This window comes from Streptomyces sp. CNQ329, assembly GCF_000482585.1.
This window is the reverse complement of the sequence record NZ_AXVU01000001.1, coordinates 98,915-115,309: the sequence shown is the minus strand read 5'-3', so window position 1 is coordinate 115,309 and position 16,395 is coordinate 98,915. Positions and strand designations below refer to the sequence as shown.

At 72.7% G+C, this 16,395-nt stretch carries 15 protein-coding genes and 1 pseudogene; 1 reads left to right on the top strand and 15 read right to left on the bottom strand.

Features of this window, described 5'->3' with window-relative positions; translation table 11 throughout:
* Positions 1 to 181 precede the first annotated feature (181 nt).
* The 12 genes from coaBC to pyrR form a co-directional block, all read right to left on the bottom strand.
* Positions 182 to 1,420 carry a bifunctional phosphopantothenoylcysteine decarboxylase/phosphopantothenate--cysteine ligase CoaBC gene (gene coaBC, locus I003_RS0100575; protein ID WP_051368045.1) on the bottom strand — a complete coding sequence of 413 codons (1,239 nt, stop codon included), beginning with the start codon at positions 1,418 to 1,420 and terminating at the stop codon, positions 182 to 184.
* 89 nt (positions 1,421 to 1,509) lie between these two features.
* Positions 1,510 to 1,782 (bottom strand): DNA-directed RNA polymerase subunit omega, encoded by a 273-nt coding sequence (gene rpoZ / locus I003_RS0100570; RefSeq protein ID WP_018836705.1) that lies wholly within the window; start codon positions 1,780 to 1,782, stop codon positions 1,510 to 1,512.
* Positions 1,783 to 1,813: 31 nt separating this feature from the next.
* Positions 1,814 to 2,407, bottom strand: coding sequence for a guanylate kinase (gene gmk, locus I003_RS0100565; protein WP_078563632.1), 594 nt, complete (start codon positions 2,405 to 2,407; stop codon positions 1,814 to 1,816).
* Positions 2,408 to 2,445: 38 nt separating this feature from the next.
* A complete protein-coding gene (locus I003_RS0100560; protein ID WP_018836707.1) occupies positions 2,446 to 2,769 on the bottom strand; it encodes an integration host factor in 324 nt (107 codons plus the stop codon).
* Positions 2,770 to 2,976: 207 nt separating this feature from the next.
* Positions 2,977 to 3,828, bottom strand: a complete 852-nt coding sequence (pyrF, locus tag I003_RS0100555; protein ID WP_027769680.1) for an orotidine-5'-phosphate decarboxylase — start codon at positions 3,826 to 3,828, stop codon at positions 2,977 to 2,979.
* Entirely contained in the window at positions 3,825 to 4,985 is a 1,161-nt protein-coding gene (locus tag I003_RS0100550) for a quinone-dependent dihydroorotate dehydrogenase (protein ID WP_027769679.1), read from the bottom strand. Before I003_RS0100550 ends, pyrF begins: the two co-directional genes overlap by 4 nt.
* An 82-nt stretch (positions 4,986 to 5,067) precedes the next feature.
* Complete coding sequence (gene carB, locus I003_RS0100545) at positions 5,068 to 8,388, bottom strand: carbamoyl-phosphate synthase large subunit (RefSeq protein ID WP_027769678.1); 3,321 nt, start codon at positions 8,386 to 8,388, stop codon at positions 5,068 to 5,070.
* Positions 8,381 to 9,550, bottom strand: a complete 1,170-nt coding sequence (carA, locus tag I003_RS0100540) for a glutamine-hydrolyzing carbamoyl-phosphate synthase small subunit (protein ID WP_027769677.1) — start codon at positions 9,548 to 9,550, stop codon at positions 8,381 to 8,383. Before carA ends, carB begins: the two co-directional genes overlap by 8 nt.
* On the bottom strand, positions 9,547 to 10,158 hold the full coding sequence (locus tag I003_RS0100535) for a PH-like domain-containing protein (protein WP_027769676.1): 612 nt from the start codon (positions 10,156 to 10,158) through the stop codon (positions 9,547 to 9,549). The genes carA and I003_RS0100535 overlap by 4 nt, the downstream gene beginning before the upstream one ends.
* Entirely contained in the window at positions 10,155 to 11,450 is a 1,296-nt protein-coding gene (locus I003_RS0100530) for a dihydroorotase (RefSeq protein ID WP_027769675.1), read from the bottom strand. The genes I003_RS0100535 and I003_RS0100530 overlap by 4 nt, the downstream gene beginning before the upstream one ends.
* Positions 11,447 to 12,478, bottom strand: coding sequence for an aspartate carbamoyltransferase catalytic subunit (locus I003_RS0100525; protein WP_027769674.1), 1,032 nt, complete (start codon positions 12,476 to 12,478; stop codon positions 11,447 to 11,449). Before I003_RS0100525 ends, I003_RS0100530 begins: the two co-directional genes overlap by 4 nt.
* A gap of 93 nt (positions 12,479 to 12,571) precedes the next feature.
* Positions 12,572 to 13,132 carry a bifunctional pyr operon transcriptional regulator/uracil phosphoribosyltransferase PyrR gene (gene pyrR, locus I003_RS0100520; protein ID WP_027769673.1) on the bottom strand — a complete coding sequence of 187 codons (561 nt, stop codon included), beginning with the start codon at positions 13,130 to 13,132 and terminating at the stop codon, positions 12,572 to 12,574.
* Positions 13,133 to 13,359: 227 nt separating this feature from the next.
* Between pyrR and bldD the strand changes: the two genes are divergently transcribed.
* A complete protein-coding gene (gene bldD, locus I003_RS0100515) occupies positions 13,360 to 13,863 on the top strand; it encodes a transcriptional regulator BldD (protein ID WP_018836716.1) in 504 nt (167 codons plus the stop codon).
* A gap of 328 nt (positions 13,864 to 14,191) precedes the next feature.
* Here bldD and nusB read toward each other — a convergent pair.
* The 3 genes and pseudogenes from nusB to I003_RS0100500 form a co-directional block, all read right to left on the bottom strand.
* Positions 14,192 to 14,620, bottom strand: a pseudogene (gene nusB / locus I003_RS0100510) (transcription antitermination factor NusB); the annotation flags it as partial.
* A gap of 1 nt (position 14,621) precedes the next feature.
* Positions 14,622 to 15,188 carry an elongation factor P gene (gene efp, locus I003_RS0100505; RefSeq protein WP_027769671.1) on the bottom strand — a complete coding sequence of 189 codons (567 nt, stop codon included), beginning with the start codon at positions 15,186 to 15,188 and terminating at the stop codon, positions 14,622 to 14,624.
* A 67-nt stretch (positions 15,189 to 15,255) separates the two neighbouring features.
* A complete protein-coding gene (locus tag I003_RS0100500; protein WP_027769670.1) occupies positions 15,256 to 16,362 on the bottom strand; it encodes a M24 family metallopeptidase in 1,107 nt (368 codons plus the stop codon).
* Positions 16,363 to 16,395: the final 33 nt, after the last annotated feature.

Genomic DNA, 16,395 nt, shown 5'->3' with positions numbered 1-16,395 from the left:
CGGTTGCGGGTCCGCGCCGGGCGCTTCCGGGCGGACCCGCGGGCCATTTTATCCGGGAGTCTCGCCCGGGGGACAACCCGTCTCGGTCCCTGGATGCCCGTTGACCTGGGGAACCGCAGGTTCCTCTACGAGTTCTGGCGCAAAGCAGCAATTATCTGCCGGAGTGTCGGCAGCGGACGACTCAGCCGAGGCGTTCCGCGACGAGGTCCCACACCACGTCCGCCAGCGCTTCCTTCGGACCGTACGGCACGGCCACCTCGCGCCCGTCCGCGGTGAGCACGACGGCCTCGTTGCCGTCGGAGCCGAACGCCTTGGTCTCGCCCACCTCGTTGACCACGAGCAGGTCGCAGCCCTTGCGGGCGAGCTTGGCGCGGCCGTTGGCGAGGACGTCGTCGGTCTCGGCGGCGAAGCCGACGACGACCTGCCCGGCGCGCGGCCGGGCGGCGGAGATCCCGGCGAGGATGTCGGGGTTGCGGGTCAGCCCGATCGGTTCCGGCTCGCGGTCGTCCTTCTTCTTGATCTTGCCGGTGGCGTACGTCACCGGGCGGAAGTCGGCGACGGCGGCGGCCATGACGACGGCGTCGGCGTCGGCCGCGGCCTTCACCACGGCCTCCTGCAGCTCCACGGTGGTGCCGACGCGGACGAGGTCGGCACCCGCCGGGTCGGGCAGCGCGGTGTTCGCCGCGAGCAGCGTGACCCGGGCACCGCGGGCGACGGCGGTACGGGCCAGGGCGTAGCCCTGCCGGCCCGACGAGCGGTTGCCCAGGAAGCGGACGGGGTCCAGCGGCTCGCGGGTGCCGCCGGCGCTGACGACGACGTGCCTGCCGGCGAGGTCGGGGGCCAGGCCCCCGGTACCGCGGGCGAGCGCGCGACGGCAGACCTCGAAGATCTCCGCCGGCTCCGGCAGCCGGCCCTTGCCGGTGTCGGCGCCGGTGAGCCGGCCCACGGCGGGCTCGATGACGACGGCGCCGCGGGCGCGCAGCGTGGCGACGTTGGCCCGGGTGGCGGGGTGCTCCCACATCTCGGTGTGCATGGCCGGCGCGAAGACGACCGGGCAGGTGGCGGTGAGCAGGGTGTTCGTCAGCAGGTCGTCCGCCAGGCCGTGGGCGGCCCTGGCGAGCACGTCGGCGGTGGCGGGGGCGACGACCACGAGGTCGGCCCGCCGGCCGATCCGCACGTGGGGGACCTCGTGCACGTCCGCCCAGGTCTCGGTGGCGGCGGGGCGCCCGGAGAGCGCCGCCCAGGTGGCCTCGCCCACGAAGTGCAGCGCGGCGGCCGTGGGCACGGCCCGCACCGCGTGACCCGATTCGGTGAACAGCCGCAGCAGCTCGCACGCCTTGTACGCCGCGATGCCGCCGCTGACGCCCAGCACCACCTCGGCCGGTGCCGCCGCTGCCGTTTCCTTCGTCTCTTCCGCCATTCCCGCTCCCCGCCGCTCGTCGTCCGCTCCCCCCATGACACACCACGGGCCCGGCAGCCGCGCTGCCGGGCCCGATGGAGGAGGGATGCCTACTGCGCGGGGCCCTCGGTGGCCTCGGAGGTCAGCAGACCCGCGTTGATCTCGCGGAGCGCGATGGACAGCGGCTTCTCGTGCACGTGGGTGTCCACCAGCGGGCCGACGTACTCCAGCAGGCCCTCGCCGAGCTGGGAGTAGTACGCATTGATCTGCCGCGCGCGCTTCGCCGCGTAGATCACGAGGCTGTACTTGGAGTCGGTCGCCTCAAGCAGCTCGTCGATCGGCGGGTTGATGATGCCCTCGGGCGCGGTGATGGGAGAGGACAACCTATCCAGCCTTCCAGTGGAACTTCACGAATCAAACCTGCATCAAGGCTAGCAGCTCGGCGGAGACCTCCTCGACGGAGGTGTTGACCAGGGTCACGTCGAACTCCTCCTCGGCCGCCAGCTCCGTACGCGCCGCGGCCAGCCGGCGCTCGATCACCTCCGGCGGCTCCGTGCCGCGTCCGGTGAGCCGGCGCACCAGCTCGTCCCAGCTCGGCGGGGCGAGGAAGACCAGCAGCGCGTCGGGCATGCTCTCCCGGACCAGCCGCGCCCCCTGCAGATCGATCTCCAGCAGCACGGGCTCACCGGCGTCCAGCCGCTCCAGCACGGGCCCGCGCGGGGTGCCGTACCGGTGGCCGGAGAACTCCGCCCACTCCAGCAGCTCGCCGTTGGCGACGAGCTTGTCGAACTCGTCGTCGCTGACGAAGAAGTACTGGACGCCGTGCCGCTCGCCCGGTCGTGGTCTGCGGGTCGTCGCGGAGACCGAGAGCCACACCTCGGGATGGACCTTGCGCAGATGCGCGACGACCGTGCTCTTGCCGACCCCGGAAGGGCCGGAGAGCACGGTCAGCCGCGGACGATCTGCCGGCGGGACGGGGGCCGCCCCCCGGGAGAAGGCTGTACTCATGCAGCGATTATCCCGGTTTCCGGGAGTGCCTCGGAACGTCAGGAACCGGTGCTGCCGAACTCGCGCTCCAGCGAGGCGATCTGGTTGGACCCCAGACCGCGCACCCGACGGCTCTCGGAGATGCCGAGACGCTCCATGATCTGCTTGGCGCGCACCTTGCCCACGCCGGGCATGGACTCAAGCAGGGCGGAGACCTTCATCTTGCCGATGACGTCGTTCTCCTGGCCCTGCTTGATGACGTCGTGCAGGGAAGCGCCGGAGTGCTTCAGCCGATTCTTGACCTCGGCGCGCTCCCGGCGAGCCGCTGCGGCCTTCTCGAGCGCGGCTGCGCGCTGTTCAGGGGTAAGGGGCGGAAGAGCCACGCCTACGTCACCTCGGATGTCGAACTAATCGGATATGGAACGGTGTGGAACCTAGTGGCCCCGCACCTGCGGAGCAACGAGCAACGCGCTGGCGCCCGCGCTCTGATGACGGAGACTAGCGGCCGAGAAGGCGCCAGTCAGCGAGAACAGACGAAAAGTCCTGGTCAGACTCAAGTTCCGCGGCAAGTTCTGGGTATATCACCCGGTTTATGGGGATACGTTTCGTACGTCATCGGCCAACTGTTCGGCCGCTGCCCGCAGCCTCGCGATATCGGGTCCGTGTGCCAGCACCGACCGGCTTGCGCTCGGCAGGACTTGGGGCAGCGCGGCGCCGAAGATCCGCGGGAGGTCGGCCGGCGCGGCTCCCTGGGCACCGATGCCGGGGGCCAGCAACGGGCCGTTCACGCCCAGGTCGGCGCCCGCCCGGGCGAGAGTGGCGCCCACCACGGCGCCGGTCGAACCGAGCGGCTCGGCACCGCGGTTCTCGGCGGCGATGTGGTCCAGCATCGTCTGTGCCACGCTCCGCGCGCCGTGCGCGCCGTGCGAGGCGGCGCGCTGCACCTCGGCGCCCTCCGGGTTGGACGTGAGCGTGACGACGAACAGCCCGGCCCCGGCGGCGTGGGCGGCGTCCAGCGCCGGGCGCAGCGACTCGTACCCGAGATAGGGCGTGACCGTCAGCGCGTCGGAGCGCAGCGGGGCGTCCTTGTCGAGGTAGGCGGCGGCGTAGCCGCCCATCGTCGAGCCGATGTCGCCGCGCTTGGCGTCCATGAGGACGAGCGCGCCGGCCGCGCGCGCCACCGTGACGGCCTTCTCGAGAACGGCGATGCCGCGGGAGCCGAAGCGCTCGAAGAACGCGGACTGCGGCTTGAGCACGGCGACGCGGTCGGCAAGTGCCTCGACGGCGGTCATCGTGAACCACTCCAGACCCGCCGGGTCGTCGGGCAGCTCCCAGCGGGCCAGCAGCGAGGCGTGCGGATCGATGCCCACGCACAGCGGGCCGCGGGCGGCCATCGCGCGGTGCAGCCGCAGGCCGAAGGGCTCGGGAGGTTCGGGGCTCATGCGGTCGCCTTCCTGACGTCGGCGCCGACGGCGTCGGCGAGGGTGGCGTACGGGGACGCGGCCAGCAGCTCCGCCAGGCCGCGGTGGATCCTGCGGGGCCACAGCGGGCCCTCGTAGACGAAGCCGCTGTAGCCCTGGACGAGGGTGGCACCGGCGAGGATGCGCTCCCAGGCGTGCCCGGCGGTCTCGATGCCGCCGGCGCCGACCAGCACGACGCCGTTCTCTGCGGGCGCGCCCACGCGCCCGTAGAGACGGCGCAGCACCTCCAGGGAGCGCCGCCGCAGCGGCGCTCCGGACAGGCCGCCGGCGCCGATGGACTCGACGCGTGCCGGCTCGGTGACCAGTCCGTCGCGGGCGACGGTGGTGTTGGTGGCGATGATGCCGTCGAGGCCCAGCTCCAGGGCCAGGTCGGCGACCGCGTCGACGTCCTCGTCGGCGAGGTCGGGGGCGATTTTGACCAGCAGCGGTACGCGCGCGGAGGCGCCCGCCGGGGCGGCGCCGGAGGTGACGCGGTCGGCCGCGGAGCGGACCGCCGCGAGCAGCGGGCGCAGGTGCTCGACGGCCTGGAGGTCGCGCAGGCCCGGGGTGTTGGGCGAGGAGACGTTGACGACGAGGTAGTCCGCGTGGCCGGCGAGCCGTTCGGCGGACGTGACGTAGTCGTCGATGGCACCCGATTCGGGGACGGCCTTGGTCTTGCCGATGTTGACGCCGACGACGGCGTTCGGCCGGTACGGGGTGCGCCGGCCGTGCCGGCGGCGGGCGAGGCGGGCGGCGACGGCGGCGGACCCGTCGTTGTTGAAGCCCATCCGGTTGACCAGCGCCCGGTCGGGGATCAGCCGGAACAGCCGGGTCGGCTCGTTGCCGGCCTGGGGGCGGGCGGTGACGGTGCCGACCTCGACGAAGTCGAAGCCGAGCATGGTCAGTCCGTCGACGCCGACCGCGTTCTTGTCGAAACCCGCGGCGAGCCCGAAGGGGCCGGGGAAGTCGATGCCGAGCGCGCGGACGCGCAGGCCGGGGTGGCGGGGGGCCGCGGCGGCACGGACCGCGCCGCGCAGGCCGGGTACGGCGGCGGTGCCGCGGATGGCCGCGAACGCCAGGCCGTGGGCCCGCTCGGGGTCCATCCGGGCGAGGACGCCACGGAAGAGCAAGGGGTACATAAGGGACCTTCGGCTGCTTCGGGTGCCGTGCCCCGCCGGCCCGGTGACGGACCGGCGGGACCCGGAACGGCTCGGGCTGCGGCTAGCGGGCGCGGGCCTCGGTGAGGTGGCCGGCGTGCTCCTGGAGGGAGCGCACCCCGACCTCGCCGCGGGTCAGCGCCTCGATGCCCTGGACGGCGGCGGCCAGCGCCTGGACCGTCGTCAGGCACGGCACCCCGCGGGCGACGGCGGCGGTGCGGATGTCGTAACCGTCGAGTCGGCCTCCGGTGCCGTACGGGGTGTTGACGATGAGGTCGACGGCGCCGTCGTGGATCAGTTGCACGATCGTCCGCTCTCCGTCCGGGCCGGGGCCCTGCGAGTGCTTGCGTACGACGGTCGCGGCGATGCCGTTGCGCCTGAGCACCTCGGCGGTGCCGGAGGTGGCCAGCAGCTCGAAGCCGTGCTGGACCAGCTCGCGGGCCGGGAAGACCATCGAGCGCTTGTCACGGTTGGCGACCGAGACGAACGCCCGGCCGCGGGTGGGCAGCGCGCCGTACGCGGCGGCCTGCGACTTGGCGTACGCCGTCCCGAAGAGGCCGTCGATGCCCATGACCTCGCCGGTGGAGCGCATCTCCGGGCCGAGCACCGTGTCGACGCCCCGGCCGCGGATGTCGCGGAAGCGCGTCCACGGCAGCACCGCCTCCTTCACCGAGATGGGCGCGTCCAGGGGCAGCGTGCCGCCGTCGCCGGTGGCCGGCAGCATCCCCTCCGCGCGCAGTTCGGCGACCGTGGCGCCGAGCGAGATCCTGGCGGCTGCCTTGGCCAGCGGGACGGCGGTGGCCTTGGAGGTGAAGGGGACGGTGCGCGAGGCGCGGGGGTTGGCCTCCAGGACGTACAGGATGTCCCCGGCCAGCGCGAACTGGATGTTGATCAGCCCGCGGACGCCGACGCCGCTCGCGATGGCCTCGGTGGAGGCGCGCAGCCGTTTGATGTCGTGGCCGCCCAGGGTGATGGGCGGCAGTGCGCAGGCGGAGTCGCCGGAGTGGATGCCGGCTTCCTCGATGTGCTCCATGACGCCGCCGAGGTACAGCTCGTTGCCGTCGTAGAGGGCGTCGACGTCGATTTCGATGGTGTCGTCGAGGAACCGGTCGATGAGCACCGGGTGTTCGGAGATGAGCCCGGCGTGCCGCTCCAGGTAGGCGGCCAGCGACGGCTCGTCGTAGACGATCTCCATGCCGCGCCCGCCGAGCACGTACGACGGCCGCACCATGACCGGATAGCCGATCCCGGCGGCGATCTTCTCGGCCTCGGTGAAGGAGAACGCGGTGCCGTACCGGGGCGCCGGCAGCCCCGCCTCGGCGAGCACCCGGCCGAACGCTCCGCGGTCCTCGGCAGCGTGGATCGCCTCCGGCGACGTGCCCGCCACGGGCACGCCGTTGTCCTTCAGCGCCTGCGCGAGACCGAGCGGAGTCTGGCCGCCCAACTGGACGAGGACGCCGGCGACCGGGCCCGCCTGGGTCTCTGCGTGCACCACCTCCAGCACGTCCTCCAGCGTCAGCGGCTCGAAGTACAGCCGGTCGGACGTGTCGTAGTCGGTGGAGACCGTCTCCGGGTTGCAGTTGACCATCACGGTCTCGTAGCCCGCCTCGACGAGGGCGAAGGAGGCGTGGACGCAGGAGTAGTCGAACTCGATGCCCTGGCCGATGCGGTTGGGCCCGGAGCCCAGGATGATCACCGCGGGCCGCTCACGCGGGGCGACCTCGGTCTCCTCGTCGTACGAGGAGTAGAGGTAGGGCGTACGGGCCGCGAACTCGGCGGCGCAGGTGTCGACGGTCTTGTACACCGGCCGTACGCCCAGCGCGTGCCGCACCTCGCGCACCACGTCCTCGCGCAGCCCGCGTACGCCGGCGATCTGGGCGTCGGAGAAGCCGTGGCGCTTGGCGTGGGCGAGGAGCCCGGGGTCGAGGTGGTCCGCGGCGGCCAGCTCGTCGGCGACCTCCTTGATCAGGAAGAGCTGGTCGACGAACCAGGGGTCGATCCGCGTCGCCTCGTGCACCTCCGCCTCGGTGGCGCCGGCCCGGATGGCGGCCATCACCGTGTTCAGCCGGCCGTCGGTGGGCACGGCGGCCCTCGCGAGCAGCGCGGCCTTCTCGCCGGGACCGGGCGGCGGTCCCGCGAAGTCGAACGGGGCGTCCTTCTTCTCGACCGAGCGCAGCGCCTTGTTCAGCGCCTCGGTGAAGTTGCGGCCGATGGCCATGGCCTCGCCGACCGACTTCATCGTGGTGGTGAGCGTCGCGTCGGCGGCCGGGAACTTCTCGAAGGCGAAGCGGGGCACCTTCACCACCACGTAGTCGAGCGTGGGCTCGAAGGACGCGGGGGTCTCGCGCGTGATGTCGTTGGGGATCTCGTCGAGGGTGTAACCCACGGCCAGCTTCGCGGCGATCTTGGCGATCGGGAAACCGGTGGCCTTGGAGGCGAGCGCGGAGGAGCGTGAGACGCGCGGGTTCATCTCGATGACCACGACCCGGCCGTCCGCGGGATCGACCGCGAACTGGATGTTGCAGCCGCCGGTGTCGACGCCGACCTCACGGATGACGGCGATGCCGATGTCGCGCAGGATCTGGTACTCACGGTCGGTGAGCGTCATCGACGGGGCGACGGTCACGGAGTCGCCGGTGTGCACGCCCATGGGGTCGAGGTTCTCGATGGAGCAGACGACCACGACGTTGTCGTGCTTGTCGCGCATCAGCTCCAGCTCGTACTCCTTCCAGCCGAGGATGGACTCCTCCAGCAGCACCTCGGTCGTCGGCGAGAGCGCCAGGCCCTGGCCGGCGATGCGCCGCAGCTCCTCCTCGTCGTGGGCGAAGCCGGAGCCGGCGCCGCCCATGGTGAAGGAGGGGCGTACGACGACGGGGTAGCCGCCCAGTCCGCCGACGCCGGCCAGCACCTCGTCCATGGTGTGGCAGATCACCGAGCGGGCGGACTCGCCGTGCCCGGTCTTGCGCCGCACCTCGGCGACGACCTCCTTGAACTGGTCGCGGTCCTCGCCCTTCTTGATGGCCTCGACGTTGGCGCCGATCAGCTCCACGCCGTACTTCTCCAGCACCCCGGAATCGTGCAGCGAGACCGCCGTGTTGAGCGCGGTCTGCCCGCCGAGGGTGGGCAGCAGGGCGTCGGGGCGCTCGCGCGCGATGATCTTCTCGACGAACTCGGGCGTGATCGGCTCGACGTACGTGGCGTCGGCGATCTCCGGGTCGGTCATGATCGTCGCCGGGTTGGAGTTGACGAGGACGACCCGCAGGCCCTCGGCCCTGAGCACGCGGCACGCCTGGGTGCCGGAGTAGTCGAACTCGGCCGCCTGGCCGATGACGATCGGGCCCGAGCCGATGACCAGGACGGACCGGATATCGGTGCGCTTAGGCACGCTGGGCTCCCTGTTCTGCCTGTGCGGCCTTTTCCGTGTGGTCTGCCATGACCCGGACGAAGCGGTCGAAGAGGTACGCCGCGTCATGCGGCCCGGCGGCGGCCTCGGGGTGGTACTGCACGGAGAACGCCGGCCGGTCCAGCAGCCGCAGGCCCTCGACGACCTGGTCGTTGAGGCACACGTGGGTGACCTCGGCGCGTCCGTAGGGGGTGTCGGTCACGCCGTCGAGGGGCGCGTCGACGGCGAAGCCGTGGTTGTGCGCGGTGACCTCGACGCGGCCCGTGGTGCGGTCCCGGACGGGCTGGTTGATCCCGCGGTGGCCGTACTTCAGCTTGTACGTGCCGAAGCCGAGCGCGCGGCCGAGGAGCTGGTTGCCGAAGCAGATGCCGAACAGCGGGGTGCCGCGCTCCAGCACCGCGCGGACCACGGTGAGGTCGGCGGCGGCCGGGTCGCCGGGGCCGTTGGAGAGGAACACGCCGTCGGGCCCGGGCGCGTAGACCTCCTCGACCGTGGCGGTGGCGGGCAGCACGTGCACTTCGATGCCGCGCTCGGCCATGCGCCGCGGCGTCATGCCCTTGATGCCGAGGTCGAGGGCGGCGACGGTGAAGCGCTTCTCACCGACGGCGGGGACGACGTACCGCTCGCCGGTGGCGACCTCGGGCGCGAGGTCGGCGCCCGTCATCTGCTCCTGCTCCCGCACCCGGGCGAGCATCGCGTCCGGGCCGGTGACCTTCTCGCCGGAGAAGATGCCGACGCGCATGGCGCCGCGCTCGCGCAGGTGCCGGGTGATCGCCCGGGTGTCGACGCCGGAGATGCCGACGACGCCCTGGCGGCGCAGCTCCTCGTCGAGGGAGCGGGTGGCGCGCCAGCTGGAGGGCACGCGGGCGGGGTCGCGTACGACGTAGCCGGAGACCCAGATGCGGGCGGACTCGGCGTCCTCGTCGTTGACGCCGGTGTTGCCGACGTGCGGGGCGGTCATGACGACGACCTGGCGGTGGTACGAGGGGTCGGTGAGGGTCTCCTGGTAGCCGGTCATCCCGGTGGAGAACACGGCTTCGCCGAAGGTCTCCCCCGTCGCTCCGTAGGCGCGGCCGCGGAAGCTGCGGCCGTCTTCGAGGACGAGTACGGCGGGGCTTCCCTGGCCGCGGTGGGTTGCGCTCATGGTGCGCCTTCCGTGGTGGTGCTGTCTTCGGTGCTCGCGGCGGCGGCGTCGGCGACGGGAGCTTTCTCGGCGGGCTGCGCGCCGAGCGACGCCACCCAGGCGGCGTGCTCGGCGGCGTGGTCGGAGCGGAACCCGGAGTCGTACTCCGCGCCGCCGTGCGCCCAGGTGATCACCAGCAGCCCGCCCTCGGTGAGGACCTTGCCGGCGATGGCCTTGTCGAGCCGGGCGCCGCGCAGGTGCGCGGCGGGGACGAAGAAGTCGGTGGCCCCGGGGCGTACGACGGCCAGGCCCCGCTCGGTGAGGGTCAGCTCGACGCGGCTGCGTACGCCCAGGCCGTGGGCGACGATGCGCTCCAGCCACTGCCCGGCGACGGTGGTGCCGTGGTAGCGCCCGGTCAGCTCCAGGCGCACCGGACCCGGGTCGCCGGGGACCGGGGGCAGGTCCGGAATGCCGGACTGGAGCTGGCCGCGCCACTTCCAGCCCTCGCGCATCAGCCAGTAGACGAGCGCGACGAAGAGGATCAGGCCGACGATCCAGCCGATGCGCGCCGCCCAGTCGGTCACGGGCTGCGACTGCCGCTCGTCGGCGAGCAGGGTGGTGAACCTCACGCCTGCTCACCGCCGGCGAGGGTGGCCCGGCCGCGCAGGAACGTGTGCGTGACCCGGCCGGGCAGCTCACGGCCTGCGTAGGGGGTGTTGCGGCTGCGGGAGAGGAAGCTGTGCGGATCCACCCGACCACGGTAGGCCGGATCGAGCAGGGTGAGGTTGGCGGGCTCGCCGGGGGCCACGGGCCGGCCGTGGCCGTCGAGGCGGCCGATGGCGGCGGGGCGGAAGGACATCCGGTCGGCGACGCCCGCCCAGTCGAGCAGGCCGGTGTCGACCATCGTCTCCTGCACGACGGACAGCGCCGTCTCCAGGCCGACCATGCCCATGGCGGCGGCGGCCCACTCGCAGTCCTTGTCCTCCTGCGGATGGGGGGCGTGGTCGGTGGCGACGCAGTCGATGGTGCCGTCGGCCAGGGCCTCGCGCAGCGCGCGTACGTCGGTCTCGGTGCGCAGCGGCGGGTTGACCTTGTAAACGGGGTCGTAGGAGCGGACCAGCTCGTCGGTGAGCAGCAGGTGGTGCGGAGTGACCTCGGCGGTGACGCGCCAGCCCTTGGACTTCGCCCAGCGCACGATCTCCACCGAGCCGGCGGTGGACAGGTGGCAGATGTGCACGCGGGAGTCGACGTGGGCGGCGAGCAGCACGTCGCGGGCGATGACCGACTCCTCGGCGGCGGCGGGCCAGCCGCCGAGGCCCAGCTCGGCGGAGACGACGCCCTCGTTCATCTGGGCGCCCTCGGTCAGCCGCGGCTCCTGCGCGTGCTGCGCGACGACGCCGTCGAACGCCTTCACGTACTCCAGCGCCCGGCGCATGATCACGGCGTCGTCCACGCACGTGCCGTCGTCGGAGAAGACCACGACGCCGGCCGCCGACTCGTGCATGGCACCCAGCTCGGCGAGCTGCCTGCCCTCCAGGCCCACGGTGACGGCGCCGACCGGCTGCACGTCGCAGTAGCCGGACTCGCGGCCGAGCCGCCAGACCTGCTCGACGACGCCGGCGGTGTCGGCGACGGGGAAGGTGTTGGCCATCGCGTGGACGGCGGTGAAGCCGCCCTTGGCGGCGGCGCGGGTGCCGGTCAGGACCGTCTCGGAGTCCTCGCGGCCGGGCTCGCGCAGGTGGGTGTGCAGGTCGACCAGGCCGGGCAGCAGGATGTGCCCCGCGGCCTCGATCACCTCCGCGCCGTCGGCGGGCAGCGGCACGCCGGGCCCGGCGACCTCGGCGATCGTCTCGCCGTCGATCAGGACGTCCCGGGCCTCGCCGCCGAGTACCCGGGCGCCGCGGATCAGGGTCTTGCTCATCGGTCGGTCTCCTCGGTGCGTGCGGTGGTCGGGGCGGGCGCGGCGCTCGTGGCCGTCGCCGGGGCTGCTGCCGTGCCTGCGGCAGGCGCCTCGCCCGGCGCGCCGCCGAGCAGCAGGTAGAGGACGGCCATGCGGATGGAGACGCCGTTGGCGACCTGCTCGACCGCGGTGCAGCGGGGCGAGTCGGCGACCTCGGCGGTGATCTCCATGCCGCGGTTCATCGGGCCGGGGTGCATGACGAGGGCGTGCTCGGGCATGCGCGCCATCCGGAGGCCGTCGAGACCGTAGCGGCGGGCGTATTCGCGCTCGGTGGGGAAGAAGGCGGCGTTCATCCGCTCCCGCTGGACCCGCAGCATCATCACGCCGTCGGACTTCGGCAGCACGGCGTCCAGGTCGTACGAGACCTCGCACGGCCAGCGCTCCACGCCCACCGGCACCAGCGTGGGCGGCGCGACCAGGGTGACCTCGGCCCCGAGGGTGTGCAGCAGCAGCACGTTCGAGCGGGCGACCCGGCTGTGCAGAATGTCGCCGACCACCGTGATCCGGCGGCCGTCGAGCCCGCCGCCGGTGCCCGGCGCCAGGTGGCGGCGCATGGTGAAGGCGTCCAGAAGCGCCTGCGTGGGGTGCTCGTGGGTGCCGTCGCCGGCGTTGACGACGGAGCCGTTGATCCAGCCGGAGGTGGCCAGCCGGTGCGGGGCGCCGGAGTCGTGGTGGCGGATGACGACGGCGTCGGCGCCCATGGCCTCCAGGGTCAGGGCGGTGTCCTTCAGCGACTCGCCCTTGGAGACGGACGAGCCCTTGGCGGAGAAGTTGATGACGTCGGCGGAGAGCCGCTTGGCGGCGGCTTCGAACGAGATACGAGTGCGGGTGGAGTCCTCGTAGAAGAGGTTGACCACCGTGCGCCCGCGCAGGGTGGGCAGCTTCTTGATCGGCCGGTCCGCGATCCGGGACAGCTCCTCGGCGGTGTCGAGGATCAGCACGGCGTCGTCGCGGGACAGGTCGGCGGCCGAGATGAGATGGCGCTTCACTGGGTGCTCCGGGGTGTGGTGGGTACGGCGGGTCGCGCGCCGCGGCTCACGGGGGCGTACGCCTCGGGCGGCCGGCGGAGCGGGGCGGGCGTCCTACTTGGAGCCGAGCAGCACGGCGTCGCGGCCGTCCTCTTCGGTGAGCTGGACGCGGACCGTCTCCCGCAGCGACGTGGGGAGGTTCTTGCCGACGTAGTCGGCGCGGATGGGCAGCTCGCGGTGGCCGCGGTCGACGAGGACGGCGAGCTGCACCGCCCGCGGTCTGCCGATGTCGTTCAGCGCGTCGAGCGCCGCGCGGATCGTGCGGCCGGAGAAGAGCACGTCGTCCACGAGGACCACCAGCCGGCCGTCGATGCCCGCCGCGGGGATGTCCGTGCGGGCCAGCGCGCGGGGCGGGCCCATGCGCAGATCGTCGCGGTACATGGTGATGTCGAGCGAGCCGACGCCCGACTGGCCGAACGTGCTGCCGGTGATCTCTTCGAGCTTCGCGGCGAGCCGGTGGCCGAGCCACACGCCGCGGGTCGGGATGCCCAGGAGCACCACGTCGTGGGCGCCTTTGGTGCGCTCCACGATCTCGTGCGCGATGCGGGTCAGCACCCGCTGGATGTCCGGCGCCTCCAGGACGGACCGCGCCGGGTCTGTGCCGTTCATGTCCATACGAAAAGGACCCCCTTCCCCGCCTCACAGGACGGGCGTTAAAGGACGTCAGGTCCCCTCTACCGTAACAGCGCGGTCCGACACCACCGCCGCCGGGTCTCCGCCGCGGCACCACCGCCCGTCTACCACCCTCATGGGTGGCGACCGGATGAATCTTCCGCTTGACGAAGCCAAGTTACGCTGCGTAACCTCACAATGAGTTACCAGACTGTCGTCCGGGGAGCCATATGTCCAGCGAATACGCCAAACAGCTCGGGGCCAAGCTCCGGGGCATCCGTACCCAGCAGGGCCTCTCACTGCACGGCGTGGAGGAGAAGTCCCAGGGGCGCTGGAAGGCCGTCGTCGTCGGGTCGTACGAGCGCGGGGACCGTGCGGTCACCGTGCAGCGGCTGGCCGAGCTGGCGGACTTCTACGGGGTGCCGGTGCAGGAGCTTCTCCCGGGTTCGGCGCCCGGCGGCGCCGCGGAGCCGCCGCCGAAGCTCGTGCTGGACCTGGAGCGCCTGGCCCAGATTCCCGCGGAGAAGGCGGGACCGCTGCAGCGCTACGCGGCGACGATCCAGAGCCAGCGCGGCGACTACAACGGCAAGGTCCTCTCGATCCGCCAGGACGATCTGCGCACCCTCGCCGTGATCTATGACCAGTCCCCCTCGGTGCTGACCGAGCAGCTCATCGGCTGGGGGGTCCTGGACGCCGACGCCCGTCGTGCAGTCGTGGTCCACGAGGACGCCTGACCCGCACCTCACCAGCAGAAACGTACCGCCGTCGGCGAAACGGCCCAGGGACGGGTCCGTTCCGCCGACGGCGGTGTGCGTGGTGGGCGCGCGGGGGCGTGCCCGCCCGGCGGGCGGAGCGCCGGGGCTAGCCGGCCTCCGGCCGCGGCGCGCCCTCCGGCACGCCCTCGGCCGCCGCGGTGCCGGGTGCCTCCGCCGCCGTGCCGGCCGCGGGAGGGGCCTCAGCCGCGTCCCCGTGGTCGTTCTGCCGGGCACTCCGGCCCGGCTCGGGGGCGTTGTCGCCGCCCGGCTCCGGGACCGCCTGTGCCGTCTCCTCGCGGGGCTCGTCGGTGTTTCGGCGCAGGCGCGGCTTCAGCTCCTGCAGCCGGCCCAGCAGGCCGTTGACGAAGCCGGGCGAGTCGTCCGTGGAGAACTCCTTCGTGAGCTGCACCGCCTCGTCGATCGCCACCGCGTCCGGCGTCCCGTCCTCCCAGATCAGCTCGTACGCCCCCAGCCGCAGGATGCTGCGGTCCACGACCGGCATCCGGTCCAGGGTCCAGCCGACCGAGTACGAGCCCAGCAGCTCGTCGATGCGGGCGGCGTGCTCCGCGTAGCCCTCGACCAGCCGCCGCGTGAAGTCGCCGACGGGCGGCTGCCGGGGGTCGGTCCGGCCCAGCCGGATCCAGTCCTCCAGCACCTGCCCGGCGGGCGCGCCGCGCTGGTCGGACTCGAAGATGATCTGGAACGCGCGCTTGCGAGCCGTGTTCCGTGCCGCCACGTCAGCCGCTCACGCGGCCGAGGTACTCACCGGAGCGGGTGTCGACCTTGATCTTCTCGCCGGTGGTGATGAACAGCGGGACCTGGATCGAGAAACCGGTCTCCAGCTCGGCCGGCTTGGTGCCGCCGGTGGAGCGGTCGCCCTGCACACCCGGGTCGGTCTGCGCGATGGTCAGCTCGACGGCGGCGGGCAACTCGACGTAGAGCGGCGTGCCCTCGTGCAGCGCCACGGTCGCGTCGAACCCCTCCAGCAGATAGTTGGCGGCGTCGCCGACGGTCTTGGGGTCGACGTGGAGCTGGTCGTACGTCTCCATGTCCATGAAGACGAAGTACTCGCCGTCCTTGTACGAGAACTGCATGTCCCTGCGGTCGACGTTGGCCGTCTCGACCTTCACTCCGGCGTTGAACGTCTTGTCGACGGTCTTGCCGGAGAGCACGTTCTTCAGCTTCGTACGGACGAAGGCAGGGCCCTTGCCGGGCTTGACGTGCTGGAACTCGACGACGGACCAGAGCTGGTCGCCGTCGAGCTTGAGCACCAAGCCGTTCTTGAGGTCGTTCGTGGTGGCCACGTCGCGAAATCTCCTGGACTGCGTGGACGACCGAGGAGGCCCGGATACGCCTGCGACCCGGCCGGGGTCAGAGGGCGAGCAGTTCCTTGGTCGTGATGGTGAGTAGCTCGGGACCGCCGTCCGCCGGCGAGCGGACGACGAGCGTGTCGTCGATCCGGACCCCGCCACGGCCCGGGAGATGCACTCCCGGCTCGACGGTGACCGGCACACGAGCGTCCAGTTTACCCATCGCCTCCGGGGCCAGCCGCGGGTCCTCGTCGATTTCGAGTCCCACCCCGTGACCGGTGAACGGCCCGACGCCGTCGCCGCGCCCGGCCGCGGTGAGCACCTGGCGCGCCGCCCGGTCCACCTCGCGGTACTCCGCGCCCGGCGTCAGCGCCTCCCGCCCGGCCCGCTGCGCGGCGAAGACCAGGTCGTACAGCTCGATCTGCCAGTCGTCCGGGGCGGTGCCGACGACGAAGGTACGGCCGATCTCGCAGCGGTAGCCGCGGTAGCGCGCCCCCAGGCAGACGGTGAGGAAGTCGCCCTCCTCCACCCGGCGGTCGGTCGGCACGTGCCCGGCCCGGCCGGCGTGCGGCCCGGTGCCGACGGCGGTGGGGAACGCGGGGCCCTCGGCACCGTGGTCGACGAGCCGCCGCTCCAGCTCCAGAGCCAGGTGCCGTTCCGTGCGGCCGACGAGGATGGACTCCAGCAGTTCGCCGAGCGCCTGGTCGCCGATCTCGGCGGCGACCCGCAGGCAGGCGATCTCCTCGTCGTCCTTGACGAGCCGCTGCTGCTCCACGGCGCGGCACAGGTCGGTCAGCACGAGCCGGGGGGCGACGGAGGCCAGGGCGCGGTGCGTGGCCACGGTCAGGTGGTGCTCCTCGACCGCGAGCGCGGTGGCGCCGCCGGCGGCGGCGAGCCCGGTGGCCGCGACGGCGGCGTCCCCGCCGGGGCTGCCGAGTGCGTGGACGCGCAGGTCGCCGGGGTGCGGGGCGCCGGCCGGGTCCTGCGCGGGGTCGCCGGGCCGTACGAGCACGTCCTCGCCGGGCCCGAGCAGCAGGGCGGCGCCGGGAGGGGCGCAGCCCGCCAGGTAGAGGATGTTCGCCGGCCGGGAGACGAGCACGGCGTCGCTGCCGGCCGCCTCGCAGTGGGAGCGAAGCCGGGTACGGCGGGCAGCGTGCACCTCGGGCATGGTCCGAGCCTAGGGCTGACCGGTGCACCGGGC